This is a genomic window from Klebsiella sp. CD33 (genome assembly GCF_051992865.1).
Classification (GTDB): domain Bacteria; phylum Pseudomonadota; class Gammaproteobacteria; order Enterobacterales; family Enterobacteriaceae; genus Klebsiella; species Klebsiella pneumoniae.
Map to the genome: position 1 here is coordinate 3792435 of NZ_CP197023.1, position 15828 is coordinate 3808262.

General features: G+C 60.8%; 15 protein-coding genes. 8 read left to right on the forward strand and 7 right to left on the reverse strand.

The window, feature by feature from the left end:
• Window positions 1-37 precede the first annotated feature (37 nt).
• The 4 genes from ACR809_RS18700 to ACR809_RS18715 all read left to right on the forward strand — a co-directional run bounded on the left by ACR809_RS18700 (window position 38) and on the right by ACR809_RS18715 (window position 4112).
• Window positions 38-1339: an NAD(P)/FAD-dependent oxidoreductase gene (locus ACR809_RS18700; protein ID WP_004176990.1), complete on the forward strand. Its 1302-nt coding sequence runs from the start codon at window positions 38-40 to the stop codon at window positions 1337-1339.
• A gap of 13 nt (window positions 1340-1352) precedes the next feature.
• On the forward strand, window positions 1353-1718 hold the full coding sequence (locus tag ACR809_RS18705) for a cupin domain-containing protein (RefSeq protein WP_002892824.1): 366 nt from the start codon (window positions 1353-1355) through the stop codon (window positions 1716-1718).
• A gap of 374 nt (window positions 1719-2092) precedes the next feature.
• Window positions 2093-3592: an APC family permease gene (locus ACR809_RS18710; RefSeq protein WP_002892820.1), complete on the forward strand. Its 1500-nt coding sequence runs from the start codon at window positions 2093-2095 to the stop codon at window positions 3590-3592.
• A complete protein-coding gene (locus ACR809_RS18715; protein ID WP_095221041.1) occupies window positions 3570-4112 on the forward strand; it encodes a DUF3156 family protein in 543 nt (180 codons plus the stop codon). Before ACR809_RS18710 ends, ACR809_RS18715 begins: the two co-directional genes overlap by 23 nt.
• Window positions 4113-4129: 17 nt before the next feature.
• Here ACR809_RS18715 and ACR809_RS18720 read toward each other — a convergent pair whose 3' ends face one another.
• The 5 genes from ACR809_RS18720 to ACR809_RS18740 form a co-directional block, all read right to left on the reverse strand.
• On the reverse strand, window positions 4130-4492 hold the full coding sequence (locus tag ACR809_RS18720) for a helix-turn-helix domain-containing protein (RefSeq protein WP_004178885.1): 363 nt from the start codon (window positions 4490-4492) through the stop codon (window positions 4130-4132).
• A complete protein-coding gene (locus ACR809_RS18725) occupies window positions 4493-4795 on the reverse strand; it encodes a type II toxin-antitoxin system HigB family toxin (RefSeq protein WP_004178884.1) in 303 nt (100 codons plus the stop codon). It lies immediately after the preceding gene.
• Window positions 4796-4878: 83 nt separating this feature from the next.
• Complete coding sequence (locus tag ACR809_RS18730; protein WP_004151809.1) at window positions 4879-5994, reverse strand: class II histone deacetylase; 1116 nt, start codon at window positions 5992-5994, stop codon at window positions 4879-4881.
• 16 nt (window positions 5995-6010) lie between these two features.
• Complete coding sequence (locus tag ACR809_RS18735; protein ID WP_004183273.1) at window positions 6011-7183, reverse strand: MFS transporter; 1173 nt, start codon at window positions 7181-7183, stop codon at window positions 6011-6013.
• Between the two features lie 117 nt (window positions 7184-7300).
• Window positions 7301-7984 carry a helix-turn-helix transcriptional regulator gene (locus tag ACR809_RS18740; RefSeq protein WP_002892774.1) on the reverse strand — a complete coding sequence of 228 codons (684 nt, stop codon included), beginning with the start codon at window positions 7982-7984 and terminating at the stop codon, window positions 7301-7303.
• Between the two features lie 425 nt (window positions 7985-8409).
• Here ACR809_RS18740 and ACR809_RS18745 point away from each other — a divergent pair, with 425 nt between their 5' ends.
• The 4 genes from ACR809_RS18745 (at window position 8410) to ACR809_RS18760 (ending at window position 13056) form a co-directional block, all read left to right on the forward strand.
• Window positions 8410-9597: an anaerobic sulfatase maturase gene (locus ACR809_RS18745; protein WP_004176995.1), complete on the forward strand. Its 1188-nt coding sequence runs from the start codon at window positions 8410-8412 to the stop codon at window positions 9595-9597.
• Between the two features lie 44 nt (window positions 9598-9641).
• Entirely contained in the window at window positions 9642-11375 is a 1734-nt protein-coding gene (locus ACR809_RS18750) for an arylsulfatase (protein ID WP_122051491.1), read from the forward strand.
• Window positions 11376-11462: 87 nt separating this feature from the next.
• Window positions 11463-12239 (forward strand): SDR family NAD(P)-dependent oxidoreductase, encoded by a 777-nt coding sequence (locus tag ACR809_RS18755; protein ID WP_049185604.1) that lies wholly within the window; start codon window positions 11463-11465, stop codon window positions 12237-12239.
• A 25-nt stretch (window positions 12240-12264) separates the two neighbouring features.
• Window positions 12265-13056 carry a MoaF C-terminal domain-containing protein gene (locus ACR809_RS18760; protein ID WP_004151806.1) on the forward strand — a complete coding sequence of 264 codons (792 nt, stop codon included), beginning with the start codon at window positions 12265-12267 and terminating at the stop codon, window positions 13054-13056.
• A gap of 894 nt (window positions 13057-13950) precedes the next feature.
• Here ACR809_RS18760 and ACR809_RS18765 read toward each other — a convergent pair.
• Window positions 13951-14904 (reverse strand): aldo/keto reductase, encoded by a 954-nt coding sequence (locus ACR809_RS18765; RefSeq protein ID WP_004147443.1) that lies wholly within the window; start codon window positions 14902-14904, stop codon window positions 13951-13953.
• A gap of 128 nt (window positions 14905-15032) precedes the next feature.
• A complete protein-coding gene (locus ACR809_RS18770; protein ID WP_002892707.1) occupies window positions 15033-15809 on the reverse strand; it encodes an ABC transporter substrate-binding protein in 777 nt (258 codons plus the stop codon).
• Between the last annotated feature and the right edge of the window lie 19 nt (window positions 15810-15828).

Sequence of the window (15828 nt, forward strand, 5' to 3'; positions counted from 1 at the left end):
GAGGGTCTTGAGCCAGGCAAGACCACAGGGTAACGCGATGAACATCAAGATCGATGCGCTGAACTACTACGGCGCGACGAAGAAATATCACCTCCATTTCCCGGCGCTACGGGAAGATATTGAAGCCGATGTGGTAATTATCGGCGGCGGCTTCTCTGGCATTAACACCGCCCTTGAGCTGGCGGAACAGGGGATCACCAACGTGGTAGTGCTGGAGGCGCGCCATCTCGGCTACGGCGGCACCGGGCGCAACGGCGGCCAGGTGATGGCCGGTATCGGCCACGATATCGAAGCGGTAAAAAAGCACGTCGGCAAAGAGGGGCTGGAGACGCTGTTTAAAATCGCCAACCTCGGCGCGGGCATCATTCGCGAACGCATCCGCAAATACAACATCGACGCCGATTTCGTGCCCGGCTACGGCTATCTCGCTTATAACCAGCGACAGCTTAAAACGCTGCGCCAGTGGGAGAAGGAGTTTAAAGCCGCTACCCCGGATGAAGAGATCGAACTGTATACCGGAAAAGAGGTGCAGCAGGTGGTGGGCTCCGAGGTCTACTGCGGCGCGCTGAAACATATGGGCGGCGGCCAGATCCATTCACTCAATATGCTGCTTGGTTCGGCGCAGGCCGCGCACTCGCTGGGGGTGAAGATTTTCGAATCCTCACCGGTAGTGGAAGTGAATTACGGCAAACAGGTACGAGTGCGCACCGCGATGGGCAGCGTCAAAGCCGCCAAACTGCTGTGGGCCTGCGACAGCTTCCTCAACAATATGGAGCCGGAGATCTACAACAAGACGCTGGTCACTTACTCCTACCAGGTGTCGACCGAGCCGCTCTCCGATGAACTGATCGAACGCATCAGCCCGCTGCGCGGCGCCTTCAGCGATATTCGCCCGGTAATTAACTACTACCGCGTCACCCGGGAAAACCGCCTGCTGTTCGGCAGCGCCACCCGCTTTGTGGAGTATACGCCGAACGATTTCGCCGCCTGGAATCGCACCTTGCTGGCGGAGGTCTTCCCCTATCTCAGGGATGTGAAGATCGATTTCGCCTGGGGCGGGCCGATGGCCTGTAGCGCCAATCTGTTCCCGCAGATCGGCACCCTACGCGATCACAACAACGTCTTTTACGTCCAGGGGTACTCCGGCTTCGGCGTCACCCCGTCGCACATCGTGTGCAAAATCCTCGCCGAAGGGATCAACGGCGGTTCCGACCGCTATCGCCTGCTGAGCAGCATCCCCCACGCGACCATCCACGGTCGTGACAGTCTGCGCTTGCTATTAGTCACGGCCGGAAAACTGATGCATCAAACCGCCGGTTTCTGGAAAGGCCGGAGTTAACCAGGAGAACGCTATGCACGCTTTTAAACTTAAACACCCGGTACCTGATCTGCAGCCGATCGGCAGCGTCAGCCTGCTCGGCGCGACGCCGACCGCTGGCGACCCGCAGGTAGCGGGCGCGATGATCTACGGCGAGCCGCAGGACGCCTTTACCTGCGGACTGTTTTCGTCCACTGAGGGGAGCTTTACCATGACCTATCCGTTTACCGAGCACGCCACCGTGCTGGAGGGCGAAGTGGAGCTGACCGTCGCCGGCGGCGAGCCGCAGCGCTTTGCGCCGGGCGACAGCTGGTTTGTTAAACAGGGCACCGAAGTAGAGTGGAAAATTCTGACGCCGCGCTTTGTGAAGCACTACCTGGCGAACGTCGAGACCCGCTAACAAACTGATAATGCCCGGCGGCGCATTACGCCTTCTCCGGGCTACCAAATCGCACAGCGCTGTAGCCCCGGTAAGCGGCAGCGCCACCGAGGGGTTTGAGGCCAAATTAAAGGCAGGCCGCACGGACCGTAGGCCGGATAAGGCGCAGCCGCCATCCGGCAGAAACAGGCGCAACGTGGCAAGACGGATGGCCCCGGTTTTCGGGGTCATATTGTTTATCCGCCGCGACATTCATCGACTGCGTCACAGAATCATGCGCCGCCCTCCACCTTCCGGACGATATTCGTTGAGCAGGATGCCCGCCTAAATTATGACTATCCGGGAGTGGCGCTGGCTATTCCCTGCCCTACCCCATTATTGTGCAGAGGTTGACTATGTTTAGTAACAGACTCGCCAGCCATCTTGAGCGCGGCGTCGTCGGCTTCCCGACCACCCTCGCCAGCTCCGTCGGGCTGATCATGGCCAGCCCGGTGATCCTGACGGTCACCAGCGGCTTCGGCATGGGCGGCGATACCTTCGCGCTGGCGGTACTGCTGGCCTTTATTATGATGCAGGCGCAGGTCACCACCTTTGCCGAGGCGGCGACGCTCATTCCCACCACCGGTTCGGTGTACGACTATATCTCCTGCGGCATGGGCCGCTTCTTCGCTATCACCGGCGCGCTGTGCGCCTATCTGATCGTCCATATCTTCGCCGGGACGGCGGAGACGATCCTGGCGGGCATTATGGCGCTGGTGAACTTCGAGTCGATTAACGCCCAGATGGCCGCTCACCAGAATACCTGGATGGTGGGCGTCGGCATGGTGGTGATTTTCGGCTTGCTCAACGCCATCGGCGTGGAAATCTTCGGCAAGGTCGAAGTGGTGCTGACCTTCGGCATGTGGACCACGCTGACCATTTTCGGCCTGTGCGGCATTTTTATGGCGCCGGTCACCCATCTGTCCGGCTGGTTCGGCACGCCGCTGAACGTTAGCGATATCAACGGCCTGTTCGGCTATATCGGCATGGCGATGTTTATGTTCGTCGGTTGCGAACTGGTGACGCCGATGGCGCCGGAGATCAAACAGGCCCACCGCACCATACCGCGGGCGATGGCGCTGGGCCTGCTGGGGGTCGCCAGCTGCATGTTTATCTACGGCGCGGCGATCAACCGCCAGGTGGAGAATACCGTGCTCGACGCGGCCAACAACGTCCATCTGCTGGATACACCGATGGCGATCCCGGCCTTCGCCGAACGGGTGATGGGCCACGCCGGCCAGTACTGGCTGGGGGTCGGGCTGCTGTTGGCCGGCTGCGCCACCATCAATACGCTGATGGCCGCCGTGCCGCGTATTATCTACGGCATGGCGCTGGACGGCGCGCTGCCCCGTTTCCTGACCTGGCTGCATCCGCGCTTTAAGACACCGGTGATCGCCATTGCCATCGGGGTGGCGATCCCTTGCCTGCACGCCTGGTATCTGAACGGCGATCTGGACCGCATCGTGCCGCTGATCCTCGCCGCGGTCTGCGCCTGGGGCGTCGCCTATCTGCTGGTTACTCTGTCGGTGGTGATGCTGCGCATTCGCCGCCCGGACCTGCCGCGCGCCTACCGCTCGCCGTGGTTCCCGCTGCCGCAGATTATCTCCAGCGTCGGGATCATCATCGCTATCGTCAATATCACGCCGCCCGGGATGGACAGCCGCCAGGTGCTGGTGCCTTTCGGCATAATGCTCGGCCTGACCGCCGCTTACGCCCTGTTCTGGACGGTGTGCGTGCAGCGCGTCAATCCGTTCAAGCCGCTGGTAGTGGAAGAGGTGGTGGAGCGCGCCATCAACAATTATGAAAAACAGACCCGCGGGGAGATGACGCCAGATGTCCTCCGTCCCCTGGTTTGAAACGCCGTTAATGAACGCGGTGCAGCGCGATCTGGCGGGCTGGCCCAGCGAAAAGCTGAGCGAACGCAGCGCGCTGCTGCGCTTGAACGACGCCACCGCCGTCACCTTCAGCGTACGTCAGAAGCGGCTGTTTATGGCCAGCATTCACAGCTGCGAGTTTGTCGTCGAGGGGCCGGTGACCCGGCCCGTGCGCGGTAACATTCGCGCCCATCAATCCGGCTGGTGGAAACGCCAGCCGATCCGCTTTATCGGCGGCAAAGACAGCGCGGAACTCGCTGGCTATCTCAACGGTTTTCCTAATCTCCAGCAGACCTTAAGCGAGCTGGATTACCGCCGCTTTTCGCTGACCTTTGATAGTAGCGGCTGGCGCTGCAGCATTGAACCCTGGGCCGCCAGCGAAGTGGTCTGTAAAATGCCGCCGCTGCGCCGTTATCTGCGGCTGGAAGCGCAGCAGCGGATGCTGCTGCTCAGCGTGCTGGCGATGGTTAATCAGGCGGTAAGTCAGTGGATGCATGAGTGAGCCGGATGCCCGCGCCATCACGCGCCGATCAGACTCTCCAGAGGAATGCCGAACTGTGCGTGAAGCCGGCGAATCATCGGGAGCGTCAGGTTGCGCGTACCATTGAGAATTTCATACACGCGATTCGATTTACCAATCGCCGGCTCCAGATCTTTGACGGTCAGCCCCTGCTGCTCCATGCGAAACTTGATCGCCTCTATCGGCGTCGGCGGCTCGATGGGATAGTGCTTTTTTTCATATTCAGCAATCAGCAGGCACATCACCTCAAAAAAATCCCCTTCCGGCGTGTCCGGCGCAGGTTCATTATCAAAAAAAGGTTCAACCGCGCGTAACGCGGCCTCGTAATCTTGTTCAGTGCGGATAGGCTTCACATTCATCATTTACTTCCTCTCTATCGTCTCAGCGTTTATCTCGTCATATTCCTTATGCGAACCGATAAACTTAACGAACACCCACCCCCGCAGATAAGCAACGGCTACGATTAACCGGTAATCATTTCCTTTAATGTTGAATACCACCCGCTTATTTTTCAGAATACTTGCGCTGCGGTATTGGTCCTTTATCTCCGCCGGGGTTTTCCAGTCTGCTTTTGTCGCTTCGTCTACCCAGGCCTTTAGCGGTTGTTCAGCGTCGGGATTCTCCGCCCAGAAGTCCCTTAAGGTTTTCACTGAGATTATCTTCATGGGCAGAGACTAGTCCCATTTCGGGACTAAGTAAAGTAAAAGTCCCATATTGGGACTTTAGGGATCAACGTGAGCGTGAGCGACTATAGCAGACCAAACTGCTGCGCCAGCCGATCGATGGCCTGGCGCTGGAACTGCGCGAACGTGGCGCGCGGCTGCTGCTGCTGAATAAATTCCAGCAGCGGATCCTGGACCTCAGTGCGGATGCCGCTCAGGGCTTCCATCACCGCCAGGCCGCAGAACGGCACGTAGGATTCGGCGTAGCCGCCCTCGTGCACCATCACCAGTTTCCCGCCGCACAGGCGATCCGCCGCCTGCTGGACCTGTTCGGTCATCGCCCGGAAGCTATCGCTGTGCAGCTGCATCCGCGCTAATGGATCCATGGCGTTGGCGTCATAGCCGCAGGCGATGATGATCAGCTCCGGCTCAAAACGCGCCAGCGCCGGAATAACGATAGTTTCCAGCGCATAGCGCCAGCTGTCATCCCCCGCCCCGGCCAACAGCGGAATATTGATGTTGTAACCTTCGCCCGCGCCCACGCCGCGATCGTCCTCGCCGGCGTAGCCCGGCGGGAAGCAGCCGTCCTGATGCAAGGAGATAGTCAGTACGTCGTCGCGCTGCAGGTAGATATGCTGGGTGCCGTTGCCGTGGTGAACATCCCAGTCAATGATCGCCACCTTGCCCAGCCCCAGCTGCGCTTTCGCTCGCTCGACGGCAATGGGAATATTGGCGAGGAAACAAAATCCCATCGACTGGTCCGGCAGGCAGTGGTGTCCGGGCGGGCGCGACAGCGAATAGGCGTTATCCAGCTCCCCCTTCAGCACCGCTTCCACCGCCGCACAGGCCAGCCCGGCGGAAAGACAGGCAATTTCATAACTGCCCGGCCCCAGCGGCGCCTCTTTGCCGAGCATGCCGCCGCCGTTATCGCTTATCGCCTTGAAGCGCTCCAGATAGCTGTCGGGGTGGATCCGCCGCAGGTCCTCAAGGCTCGCCGGCGCCGCGCTGCGCAGCGCCAGCTGCGGCGTCAGCCCGGAGACATCCATCAGGTTTTTCATCCGCCGTTTGGTCTCTGGCGATTCAGCATGACCGCCGCCGGCGGGCGGCTGTACCCACCCGCCCACTGGCAGCGTCACCGCGTGCAGACCGGTACTGTGCCAGAAACAACGTTCATCAAAGAAGAAACCGGTTTTTCTTTTCACTCTATCCTCCCGTGGGCTAAGCCTTCCCGGCGGCGGACGCCGCCACAATTAAAATCAGTGACAGCAGCGCGCAGACGCCTGCCGCCGCCAGCAGCGGGTCGGCGCTGGCGAAGTGTTGTAGTAAGGCCCCCGCAAGCGCCGGGCCAGCCGCCATGCCGCCGCCGATCACCAGATTGATGCTGTTCATCAGCCGACCGCTGTTATCGAGCCCGGCCACGCGGGCGAGAATAAAGGGCAGCACGAAGGTCCAGGTGAACTTAAACAGCAGCGCCGCGATGGCGTAACGCACCAGCAGCGGCTGGCCGATCAGCAGCCCAACGCTGACGATCAACAGGCCGTAGCCCAGCCACACCGGTAAACGATCGGCCCGCCGGGTGCCGCGCAGGGCTGCGCCGCCGGCGCCGATAATGCCGCAAACCGTCGCCGCCGCCAGCACCAGACCGACCTGCGTCGGGCTCAGCCCCGCCGCGCTGCCGATGGTGCCGATAAAGGTCCACACGGCGCTGAGGCTGATATAGAAAGTGAGCACCGCCAGCACCGCCAGCGCCTGACGCCACAGCGCCGTCGACGGCTGCTGGCGGGAGACTGAAAGCGGTTGAAAGCGCGGAGGGAAAGCGGATACCAGCGGCAAACAGCAGAGCATGATGGCAGCGAGAATCAGATACACCACCTTCAGGCCAAAGGTCGCGAACAGGCCGGGCAGCGCCAGCAGGCCAAGCATCCCTAACAGCAGTTGCCCGAGCACCCAGAAGGCGTAGACCCGCGACGGGTTCGGCGTTCCGGCCGCGCAGCTGATGCACAAAATCATCAACGTGCCGCCCGCCAGCGAGGCGATAAAGCGCGCCGCCAGCAGCGTCTCATACTGGGTGACCACCGCCGAGGCGAGGTTGGCGGCCAGAAACACCACCCCGGCCGTCAGGGCAACCCGCCGCCAGTCGAGGCGGCTCATCCACCACCACGCCGGGAGCGTCGCCAGGCTCATCGCCCCCAGCTCCGCTGAGAACAGCCAGCCGATCTGCCCGGGTTTTAGCTGCCATTCGCTGGCCAGCTGCGCCGCCACCGCCGGCGCGGTCATCAGAATACCCGGCGCAATAGCGGCAAAAATCACGATCGCCGCCAGCAAACGCAGGGACACCATCAGCCCGGCGGGCCGGGAAAGCGCATTATCAGTGAGAGGTGTACTCGACATCGTAGGGCGTGCTCCGGTCAAAAAAGCCTCCCCCCGGAGGATCCTCCAGGGAGTGATACCCACAGGCATCAGGAAAACGCCGTGCTGCCACGGCGCGCGCGGGATGCGAAAGTCAGATTACAGATGCAGCGTACGCTGAGCGGCCGGCATCCAGGTTCGGGAAACCAGTTCGGTACGATTGACCACTTCGGTCTTGGCGAAAATATTGCGCAGGTGCGTTTTTACCGTCGAGAGCGAGATATCCAGCTGGCGGGCAATCAGCTTATTGCTGGCGCCTTCGCGCACCATGCCGACGATTTCCCGCTCTTTCGCCGTCAGGATGGCGGGCAGATCATCTTCTTCCTGCAGGCAGTCGCGAATGGCCAGCTCTACCAGCGGCAGCACCGCCTGGGCCCGCTGGCGCTCTTCGCTGGAGAAAGGCACGTCGCGCATCAGCGAGATACCGGCGACGATCCGCCGCTCGCGGCGGATAAAGATCTCGGTCATGTCGCGCACGTTATTCGGCAACATAAATTCATGATAGTAATGCCGGTTGCGGTCGCAGAGCCGCGGCGTCATCGCCGCCACGGTGGTGTTCTGGTGGCTAAAGTGCGACGGCAGAAGCGGATCCAGCGGCTGGAAGTTTTCCAGATATTGTTGGTGCGTATTATCGGAAATATTATGCAATATATAGTTTTCGGGTTTTAAACGATTATTTACTCGATAAAACACCGCTGAAGTTAGTGGAATTAACTGGGAAATAGTCTGTAAACAACGGGCTATTATCGCATCATTACGGCTGGCTTTTAACAAAGCAGACATGATAGGGCCTCCCCGTCGAGATGATGGTACATGACACATGGATGACTACTGATAATTGAAGCATACATTTCACATTTAAGTAACACAATCATTAACATATTAACAATGTGATAGCCGTTACAAAATTTTCAGCAATACATTGTTATATAAAGCATTTAAAAAACACCCCGGCCATGCTTTACGATAGCGGCGTTAAAACATAAACAAATAAGATTAACACCCGGCGTACCTGCCCCTGGTGATAAAAAAACCCTATTCCCGACGCGTGATTCTCATCCTAAAGAACGATGGATTTTTGTTTTTTTTCACTTATACCCTTAACAGGATGCATTTAATTTTCGCCGCGGCTTAATCATGTGATTACGCCTGACCCGCTGTTGCCAAAATAATATCAACAGTACCGGTCATTAACCGAGGATAAGCCGATGCTGAATATCGCCGCCCTGCGCCAGCAGCAAATTCCGCTGGCCGCTGAGCCGCGCTCGCCGGTGCCGTTTCATATTCTGATGAAGCCGATTGGCCCCGCCTGCAATCTCGCCTGCCGCTATTGCTATTACCCGCAGGACGAAACGCCGGTCAACAAGATGGATGACGCGCGGCTGGAGCAGTTTATCCGCCGCTATATTGCCGCCCAGCCCGCCGGCGCGCGGGAAATCAACTTTGTCTGGCAGGGGGGCGAGCCGCTGCTGGCCGGCCTGAGCTTCTACAAAAAAGCGCTCGCCCTGCAGGCGCGCTATGCCCCCGACGGCGTGACTATCAGCAACAGCCTGCAGACCAACGGGACGCTGATCAACGACGCATGGTGCCGACTGTTCCGCGAACATGGCTTTATTATCGGGTTGAGCCTCGAAGGCAACGAAGCGCTGCAGGACTACCATCGTCCGGATAAACGCGGCCGGTCGACCTGGTCGGCGGCGCTGCGCGGCATTGACCTGCTCCATCAGCATCAGGTGGACTTTAATCTGCTGGTGGTGGTGCATAACGAGATGGCGGCCCACGCGGCGGCGATTTATGACCGGCTGGTCAGCCTCGGCGCGCGCTATCTGCAGTTTCAGCCGCTGATGAGCGAAGGCGCGGCCCTGCGCGAAGGATACCAGCTCAGCGCCGATAACTGGGGACGTTTTATGGTCGGCATCTGGCGACAGTGGCGGAAGCGCTGCGATAGAGGGCGGGTGTTCGTTATCAATATCGAACAGGCGTGGGCGCAGTATTTCACTCATACCAGCGGCAGCTGCGTGCACAGCGCCCGCTGCGGCAGCAACCTGGTGATGGAGCCCGATGGACAGCTCTACGCCTGCGACCACCTGATCAACGCCGAACATCGGCTGGGCCGCCTCGATGAGCAGACGCTCGCCGCCGCAGTTGACGCCTCGGTGCAACTGCCTTTCGGTCAGCAGAAAAGTCTGCGCCGCGAATGCCAGACTTGCTCGGTAAAAATGGTCTGCCAGGGCGGCTGCCCGGCGCATCTCAACGCCGCAGGCAACAACCGCCTCTGCGGCGGCTACTACCGCTTCTTTAGCGACATCCTCGCACCATTACGCCCCTTTTCCCGCGACCTTAATGGCCTGAAGGCCTGGCGGGCCGCGTTTGTTGGGACTGCGCATACTGCGTAGCGCCTTACCCTGATGATATCCCCCTCTGAACAGGAGAGTCAGTCGTGAACAAAAAAGCCATGGCCGCGGCGGTCAGCATGATCCTCGCCGGTGGCGCGCACGCCGCGCAGCAGGAGCGTCCAAACGTCATCGTGATTATCGCCGATGATATGGGCTACTCGGACATCAGCCCCTTTGGCGGCGAGATCCCCACCCCCAACCTGCAGGCGATGGCCGAGCAGGGAATACGCATGAGCCAGTATTACACCTCGCCGATGTCGGCCCCGGCGCGCTCAATGCTGCTCACCGGCAACAGTAACCAGCAGGCTGGGATGGGCGGCATGTGGTGGTACGACAGCACCATTGGCAAGGAGGGCTACGAGCTGCGGCTGACCGACCGCGTCACCACCATGGCCGAGCGCTTTAAAGACGCGGGGTATAACACCCTGATGGCCGGTAAATGGCACCTCGGTTTTGTTCCCGGCGCCACGCCGAAAGATCGCGGCTTTAATCACGCCTTCGCCTTTATGGGCGGCGGCACCAGCCACTTTAACGACGCGATACCGCTGGGGACCGTTGAAGCCTTCCACACCTACTACACCCGCGACGGCGAGCGCGTCTCCCTACCGGATGATTTTTACTCCAGCGAAGCCTACGCCCGCCAGATGAACAGCTGGATTAAAGCGACGCCGAAGGAACAGCCGGTCTTCGCCTGGCTGGCCTTCACCGCCCCTCATGATCCCCTGCAGGCGCCGGACGAGTGGATTAAGCGCTTCAAAGGCCAGTATGAGCAGGGTTACGCCGAGGTCTATCGCCAGCGCATCGCCCGCCTGAAAGCGCTGGGAATTATCCATGACGATACCCCGCTGCCGCATCTGGAGCTGGATAAAGAGTGGGAGGCGCTAACGCCAGAGCAGCAGAAATATACGGCGAAAGTGATGCAGGTGTATGCGGCGATGATCGCCAATATGGACGCGCAAATCGGCACCCTGATGGAGACGCTGAAACAAACCGGGCGCGATAAAAATACCCTGCTGGTCTTTTTAACCGATAACGGCGCCAACCCGGCGCAGGGTTTCTACTACGAATCTACCCCGGAATTCTGGAAGCAGTTCGATAACAGCTATGACAACGTCGGCCGCAAAGGATCATTTGTCTCCTACGGCCCGCACTGGGCCAACGTCAGCAACGCCCCCTACGCCAATTATCACAAAACCACCAGCGCCCAGGGCGGCATCAATACCGACTTTATGATCTCCGGTCCCGGGATCACCCGCCACGGTAAAATCGACGCCTCGACGATGGCGGTGTATGACGTGGCGCCGACGCTATATGAGTTCGCCGGCATCGATCCGAACAAGTCGCTGGCGAAGAAGCCGGTGTTGCCGATGATCGGCGTCAGCTTTAAGCGCTATCTCACCGGCGAAGTACAGGAGCCGCCGCGCGGCAACTACGGGGTTGAACTGCATCATCAGGCGGCCTGGGTCGATGGCGAATGGAAGCTGCGACGGCTGGTGCCGCGCGGCCTCACCGCCGGCGACGCGCCGTGGCAGCTGTTTAATCTGCACGACGACCCGCTGGAGACGCATGATGTCGCGGCCGAACATCCCGATCGGGTCAAAGCCATGAGCGAGGCCTACGAGGCATTTGCTAAGCGCACCATGGTCACCCGGGCACAGGGCAAGATGATCGACTACGTCGGCATCGACAGCAAAACCGGGCGCTATCTGGCAGTCGACCCCGCCACCATGAAGCCGGTGCCTGCGCCGCAGGCGATCCCTGTGAGCGAGATCCATTAACCACCACGGCTATCGTTCTTCCGGGCGATAGCCGGGACCTGACGCGCTTTTTAAGGTAATCGGAAACCCCATTACAGGAGAGTGCGGATGGCGAGAGTCGTGGTGATAACCGGCGGTGGAACCGGAATTGGCGCTGCCTGCGCGCGGCTGATGCGCGCCGCGGGCGACCGGGTGTTTATTACCGGACGGCGCGAAGCGCCGCTGCAGGCTGTCGCCGATGAGACCGGCGCCACGGCGCTGGTGGGCGATGCCGCCGACGGCGAGGTGTGGCGCCAGCGGCTGCTACCGGCGATCCTCGACCAGACCGGCGGGATTGATGTCCTCATCTGCAGCGCCGGCGGGATGGGCAACAGCCCCGCCGCCGAGACCAGCGACCGCCAATGGCGCGAGGCGCTGGACGGCAATCTCACCAGCGCCTTCGCCAGCGTTCGCGCCTGCCTGCCTTCGCTGATTGCCCGCCGCGGCAATGTGCTGTTTGTCGCCTCCATCGCCTCTCTGGCCGCCGGGCCGCAGGCCTGCGGCTACGTCACCGCCAAACACGCTTTAATCGGCCTGATGCGCTCCGTCGCCCGCGATTATGGCCCCCAGGGGGTACGCGCTAACGCCGTCTGTCCCGGCTGGGTCACGACGCCGATGGCGGATGAAGAGATGCGCCCGCTGATGCAGGCGGAAGGGCTGTCGCTGGCTGAGGCTTATCAGCGGGTCTGTCGCGATGTTCCGCTGCGCCGCCCCGCCAGCCCCGAGGAGATAGCCGAGGCCTGTCAGTTTCTCTGTTCACCGCAGGCCGCCATCATCAGCGGCGCTACGCTGGTCGCCGACGGCGGGGCCAGTATCGTCGATGTTCCCACTCTGGCGTTTGCCTAACGCCCTACTCTGTTCAGGAGCCCCTATGACTTCAGAAGCCGTATTTATCCAGGTCGGCGCGCTGGCCGATGGTTTTGCGCCGCACGGTAACCTGCTGGCTACCGCCAGCCTGCCCGCAGGCGAAAACTTTACCTTTTATGTCGCCGGGAGCGAGCCGCAGCAGCTGGTTATCGAAGATGAGCAGACGCTAAGCTGGAACGGCAAGCGCGCCCCCTGGCGGGCGACCGCCTTGCGCCCGGACATTCTGTTTATCGACTTCCTTGACCCGGAGCGGGATAACGCCAGCATTAGCGCGGTATGCAACCTGACGCAGCGCAATGCCACGCTGGTATACGGCCAGCTGCCGGACGAAGCCGCCGCGCGGCTGGACGCCTTCAGCCGGGTAGAACAAGGGTTGCCGCTGACCGCGGTTGAGGCCCGTTTCGTCTTCGCCCGCCTGGATGCCCAGCCGGGGCCGCTGCCGGGCTTTACCGATGCGCTCATTGGCATGCGCAATCAGTACACCTACAGCCCGACCGAGCGCTATGAGCACATCTATCTCAACGACAATTTTTACGCCTGGCAGTGTCTGGATGGCGTGGAAAAGGGGCTGGCGGATGTCGATCGCTGCCACTATGTGCAGGTGGCTGAGGATCTCTATTTGTTCGTCTGGCGGGAGAAAATCATTCCCACGCTGGGGGTGATCCTCATCGATCTGCAGCAGATGCGCACTGACGGCAAGATCATGGGCTATCAGGGCAGCGATTTCGGCGCCCTCAGCAATTTCCCGGTCGGCGCCAGCGCGAAGATCCTCAACGTCACCCGCCATCAGGAATAGTAGGGCGCCGCCGGGCACGCTTTCAGGCACCGCACCCGTCATTTCGCCGGGTGGCGGCTGCGCCTTACCCGGCCTACCGGGGCCGCTCACAGGCTCACACCTCGCAGGCCCGGTAAGCGCAGCGCCACCGGGCGATGCCATCAGGCTCGGAGCCGCTTTATTGCCGGGTGGCGGCTGGCGCCTTACCCGGCCTACAGGAGCCTCTCACAGGATCACACCTCGTAGGCCCGGTAAGCGCAGCGCCACCGGGCGATGCCATCAGGCACAGAGCCGCTTTATTGCCGGGTGGCGGCTGGCGCCTTACCCGGCCTACAGGAGCCTCTCACAGGCTCACACCTCGTAGGCCCGGTAAGCGCAGCGCCACCGGGCGATGCCATCAGACACGGAGCCGCTTTTATGCCGGGTGGCGGCTGGCGCCTTACCCGGCCTACGGTCCCAAATCACCGCCGGGCCTGGGGCTGCTGAAACTGCCGCTGTTGCGGCCTCAACATCGCTGAGACGTTCCCGGAAGGCCGGGGCAGCCCGCATGGATGCGGGCTGAGGGCCGTGTTTTGCACGGACGCTGCCTCGGCCCGACCCGAAGCCTGCAGGGATAAGTCGAAGGGACCGCGCAGCGGCGATGTTGCTGGCCGGAGCCCGGGGGTACAGGGGGCGGCGGCGACTGGCCGCCCCCTGTGCGCTCCCTGCACCATGACTGCCATAACGCAGACAATTAACCGGGAGCGCAATCGGCCCGGAAGTAACACAGAAGCTGTAGCCCTGCTAAGCGCAGCGCGAACAGGGACATTTCCGGTTGCGCCGTTATTTTGCCGGGTGGCGGCTGCGCCTTACCCGGCCTACGCTCCGCGTCATGTTTAGCCTTCCCACCTATCCCCGCCGGGAAGAGGGATTGCCTCAGGCGCTGGCGCCGTCCAGCCGCGCCACTTGCTCCGCGCTCAGGCTCAGCGCCGCCGCGCGGGCAAAACTCTCCACCTGAGCCACGCTGGTGGCACTGGCGATCGGCGCGGTCACCCCTTCGCGGCCGATCAGCCACGCCAGGGCAACCTCAGCCGGCTTCGCGCCCTGCTCGTCCGCGACCGCCGCCAGGGTATCGATAATCCGCATGCCGCGCGGATTCAGGTACTTACCAATCCCGCTTCCGCGCTGGCTCTGTGTCAGATCCGACGGCTGGCGGTACTTACCGGTTAAGAACCCCGAGGCCAGGCTGTAGTAGGTCACCACCCCGATATCGCGGCTGACGCAGAGATCGCACAGCGCGCCTTCAAACGCAGAGCGGTGGTAGAGGTTATATTCCGGCTGCAGCACCTGCCACGCAGGCAAGCCGCCCTTACGCGCCACCTCCAGCGCCCCCGCCAGCTGCATCGCATCGAGGTTAGAGGCCCCCATCGCGCGGATTTTTCCGGCCTGCTGCAGGCTGTGGAAGGCCTCCAGCGTTTCCGCCACCGGGGTTTGCGGATCCGGCCAGTGGGAGAAGTAGAGGTCGATATAATCGGTATTCAGGCGACGCAGAGAGTCGTCAACCGCCTGTTGGATCCAGGCTTTGCTGAGCCCTTTATGGCCGGGGAGGCCGAGATCGGAGCCGACTTTGGTGAAAATTTTGACTTTATCGCGCATGCCGGGGCGCGCCTGTAGCCAGCGGCCGATTATGGTTTCAGATTCGCCGCCCTGGTTGCCCTCCGCCCAGCGGGAATAAACATCCGCCGTATCGATAGCGTCAAAACCGTGGTCAACGAAAGCATCAAGAAGAGCAAAACTGGTTTTTTCATCGATGGTCCAGCCAAAGACGTTGCCGCCAAAGACTAATGGGGCGATGGAAAATCCGGTTTTGCCCAAAGGACGTGTCATCATGCCGAGTACTCCTTAGCTTATATTCTGCTTCCCTCAGGTAACCACAGGGGTCAGGAGAGGAGGTCGATTGGATAATCAGAAAAGGAATCTTACGGCGGGCGCTCCACGCCCGCAGGTACACTCTGACATTATGTCCCGGAATAAACATCAAAGCTAAAATATTTGCCAGCTAATTTTTTATAGGTGCCGTCGGCAAGAATCTTCGCAATCGCGCCGTTAATTTCCTGACGCAGCGCCTCATCGTCTTTACGCAAACCTATCGCCGCCCCGGCGCCAAACAGCGTATCGTCCTGCAGATGGCCGCCGACAAAGGCGAATTCTTTACCCTGCGGCTGCTGCAGGAAGCTGTAGTCGGCCATCATCCCGGAGAGCACCGCGCCGTCGATGCGCCCCGACTCCAGGTCACGCACCACGCTATCGGCCCCCTGGTAGGCCACAATGTTTATCCCCTGCGGCCGCCAGTGCTGGTTAACATACGTCTCCTGCGCCGAGCCCTGCTCCACACCGATGGTTTTGCCCTTCAGCTGTTCCGGCGTATTGCCTTGCAGGGTATTTTTACGCGCCACGAGGAACACCGGTCCGTTATACAACTTGTCGCTAAAGGCAATCTGCGCTTTGCGCTTCTCGGTCATGTACATCCCGGAAAGGATCGCGTCGAATTTACGCGCCTTCAGCGCCGGGATAATGCCGTCGAAATTGCTTTCCACCCACACGCATTTCGCCTGCAGCTGCTGACAAATGGCGTTGCCTAAATCGATATCAAACCCCGCCAGCTTGCCCTGCGGATCTTTCCATTCAAACGGCGCGAAAGTCGGGTCGACGCCGAAGCGGATCTCCTTTCCCCCTTCGGCCAGCGCCGACGTCGACGCCATTAATGCCAGCCATAGCAACAGTGATTTTTTCATTCGCGTTCTTCTCCAGAGA

What these genes read in the sequence shown, in the direction of transcription:
- ACR809_RS18700 (WP_004176990.1), top strand. Translation starts at nt 38, where the DNA reads ATGAACATCAAGATCGATGCGCTGAACTACTACGGCGCGACGAAGAAA.
- ACR809_RS18705 (WP_002892824.1), top strand. Translation starts at nt 1,353, where the DNA reads ATGCACGCTTTTAAACTTAAACACCCGGTACCTGATCTGCAGCCGATC.
- ACR809_RS18710 (WP_002892820.1), top strand. Translation starts at nt 2,093, where the DNA reads ATGTTTAGTAACAGACTCGCCAGCCATCTTGAGCGCGGCGTCGTCGGC.
- ACR809_RS18715 (WP_095221041.1), top strand. Translation starts at nt 3,570, where the DNA reads ATGTCCTCCGTCCCCTGGTTTGAAACGCCGTTAATGAACGCGGTGCAG.
- ACR809_RS18720 (WP_004178885.1), bottom strand. Translation starts at nt 4,492, where the DNA reads ATGATGAATGTGAAGCCTATCCGCACTGAACAAGATTACGAGGCCGCG.
- ACR809_RS18725 (WP_004178884.1), bottom strand. Translation starts at nt 4,795, where the DNA reads ATGAAGATAATCTCAGTGAAAACCTTAAGGGACTTCTGGGCGGAGAAT.
- ACR809_RS18735 (WP_004183273.1), bottom strand. Translation starts at nt 7,183, where the DNA reads ATGTCGAGTACACCTCTCACTGATAATGCGCTTTCCCGGCCCGCCGGG.
- ACR809_RS18740 (WP_002892774.1), bottom strand. Translation starts at nt 7,984, where the DNA reads ATGTCTGCTTTGTTAAAAGCCAGCCGTAATGATGCGATAATAGCCCGT.
- ACR809_RS18745 (WP_004176995.1), top strand. Translation starts at nt 8,410, where the DNA reads ATGCTGAATATCGCCGCCCTGCGCCAGCAGCAAATTCCGCTGGCCGCT.
- ACR809_RS18755 (WP_049185604.1), top strand. Translation starts at nt 11,463, where the DNA reads ATGGCGAGAGTCGTGGTGATAACCGGCGGTGGAACCGGAATTGGCGCT.
- ACR809_RS18760 (WP_004151806.1), top strand. Translation starts at nt 12,265, where the DNA reads ATGACTTCAGAAGCCGTATTTATCCAGGTCGGCGCGCTGGCCGATGGT.
- ACR809_RS18765 (WP_004147443.1), bottom strand. Translation starts at nt 14,904, where the DNA reads ATGATGACACGTCCTTTGGGCAAAACCGGATTTTCCATCGCCCCATTA.
- ACR809_RS18770 (WP_002892707.1), bottom strand. Translation starts at nt 15,809, where the DNA reads ATGAAAAAATCACTGTTGCTATGGCTGGCATTAATGGCGTCGACGTCG.